The sequence below is a fragment of the Bergeyella anatis genome, from assembly GCF_036016955.1.
Lineage (GTDB): Bacteria > Bacteroidota > Bacteroidia > Flavobacteriales > Weeksellaceae > JAYWXI01.
The window spans coordinates 1-2,629 of sequence record NZ_JAYWXI010000048.1; the positions used below are offsets into that span (position 1 = coordinate 1).

The 2,629-nt window shown below is 35.6% G+C and carries 1 protein-coding gene and 1 pseudogene; one reads left to right on the plus strand and one right to left on the minus strand.

All coding sequences use genetic code 11. The annotated features are described in order from the left end of the window. The coding region (locus tag VQ048_RS11995) for a helicase-like domain-containing protein (RefSeq protein WP_327611899.1) at positions 1 to 1,732 on the plus strand (1,732 nt) is incomplete at its 5' end. Between the two features lie 212 nt (positions 1,733 to 1,944). Here the strand turns inward: VQ048_RS11995 and VQ048_RS12000 are convergent. Continuing rightward, positions 1,945 to 2,629, minus strand: a pseudogene (locus tag VQ048_RS12000) (type VI secretion system contractile sheath protein TssC); the annotation flags it as partial.

Here is a 2,629-nt window from a genome sequence, read left to right on the forward strand (position 1 = left end):
GGCGAATAATATTGTACAAAAAGAACGCTTCCGCTATTTTATCAAAGTTCCAGAATTAGCACAATTTTATTCGGAAATCACAGACTATCGAACGGCAAAAGATATTGGTATCGATCGCCCAGAAAAGAATGAGATTTTATATCATATTCCACCTACCCCCGAGCAAGAAGTTTTTATCGAGAAACTGATGAAATTTGCTCAAAACGGAGATGCTACTTTACTTGGAAGACCAAAACTTTCCAGTAGAGAAGAAAAAGCAAAAATGTTGATTGCTACCGACTATGCTCGAAAGATGTCATTAGATATGCGATTGGTAGATAGTAAATATGATGACCACCCTGATAATAAAACCTCCCATTGTGCCAAGAAAATCTATGAGTATTACGAAAAATACAAGGCTCAAAAGGGAACACAGTTTGTGTTTTCAGATTTAGGGACTTATAAGCCTAATGAGTGGAATCCTTATTCTGAAATCAAGCGAAAATTGGTAGAAGATTATGGCGTTCCACCAGAAGAAATTCGTTTTATTCAAGAAGCCAAAAACGATAAATCACGAAAAAAGCTCATTGCGGATACCAATGAGGGGAAAATCCGAGTGCTATTTGGTTCTACCGATATGCTGGGAACAGGTGTCAATGCTCAAAAAAGAGCAGTTGCCGTTCATCATCTTGATACGCCTTGGCGACCGAGCGACTTACAACAAAGAGATGGTCGGGCTATCCGAAAAGGGAATGAAGTGGCTAAATATTTTGCGGGCAATAAAGTAGATGTTCTCATCTATGCCGTAGAAAGAACATTGGATTCGTATAAATTTAATTTATTGTTTAACAAACAATTATTTATAGACCAGCTAAAATCCAATAAACTCGGTAAGCGAACCATTGATGAGGGCAGTATGGACGAACAATCAGGAATGAATTTTTCAGAATATGTGGCTATCCTTTCAGGAAATACAGACCTCTTAGAAAAAGCAAAAATAGAAAAGAAAATAACCGCTTTGGAGAGTGAACGCCAAGCCTTTTTACGAAATAAATCTTCCTCACGATTTAAGTTGGAAATGCTGACAGAAGACAAAGCTGCCGTCGAAAACCAATTGAAGCGTTTAAAAACCGATTGGGATAACTTCAATGCAAGAGCCAAGAAACTACCCAATGGCGATTTTGTTAATGCTTTGCATTTGAACGAAGTGTCACAAGGTGCAAGTTTGGAGCAATTAGGCGAAAAACTAACTGCCTATGCTAAAAAAGCACGAACAAAAGGCGATTATGAAGAAATTGGGAATATATATGGTTTTCAAGTTTTGGTTAAAACAGAGCTCACGATAAAAGAAGGGGTGGACATTCGTCAAAATCGTTTCTTTGTGAAAGGAGAAGGTGGCATTCGTTATACGCATAACAACGGAAAACTGGCACAGGATTCTATATTAGCCTCTATGAGCTTTATCAAGGCATTGGAAAAAATCCCCAACCTCATTCAAAAAAGAGAAGAAGAACTCGATAAAATAGATAAAGATTTACCTATACTCCAACAAGTCGTAAATAGTAAATGGAGTAAAGAAAAGGAACTCTCGGAGCTTAAAAATGAGCTGGCTTCCATTGAAAGGAGAATTCATTTGTCGATAAATGAAAATACTATGAATGAAAAATCTCAAGAGGTATCAGAAACTGAAGGAGAAAACACTCAGTCTTTAAAAAATGAAGTAACTCCATCGAGTAGAAAGTTTAAAATGTAAAAATCCACTTTGTATTTTCAAAGTGGATTTTAAAGTTTATTGATTATTTTTTTTTGATGAGTTTTATAAACATATCTATTTGATTCATAATGTATTGTTTAAGTAGCGAGTGTTCAATATAAATGCACACCCTTCACAAAACACAGGATAACCATCAAAAGGGACTCCTATTTTACGAGCACATTCTTTACAAAACTCTGTCATTCTCTAAATTAATTTTGCTGATATTCTGTATCCCATTCATTACCATCTGTCCCTTTTTGACCATCCATTTTAATCAAAAAGTTTTTAGCTGGAAAATAAGGTTTCATATGAATATCTAAGTGTATCTTATCTTTTTGAATAGCATCTTGCTCAAATCTTCTAACTTCAAAATTTTCTATCAATTTGCCAGGTCCTGTAATACCATCTAAGAAACGAATAATCTGGGACATAATTTCTTTTCTCGTTACCGCAGTGAAGTTTTCAAATGCCCTTCTATTCAAAAAGTCCATCAAAACTTTTGTTACATAGTCAAAAACACGAACCACCGAATAGGTTTGAAGACCTAAATTATCTCCATTAAACAATGTCTTACCTGAAAAAGCCATTACTTTTCCATACTCATTTACCATAGGAATTAAACCAAGATTTTCCAAATTGGCAATTTCACTTTTCTTCAAATCAAATTTTACTCCATCTACTTCGTTAATCCCTCCAAATTTTTTACCTGCCGTAACCTGAGACATTAATGTTTTATGTATTTTACCTGCCAAGGCACCTGATGGCGGCGTGTATAAATCATCATCTTCTCCGATCTCTTGATACCTTCCTCTTCCTACAAGCCAGTTACAAGTCATCAATACATTAGAACGATAGATCTCCCCACCTGTCAAATAAGCCTGATCGAACATTTCC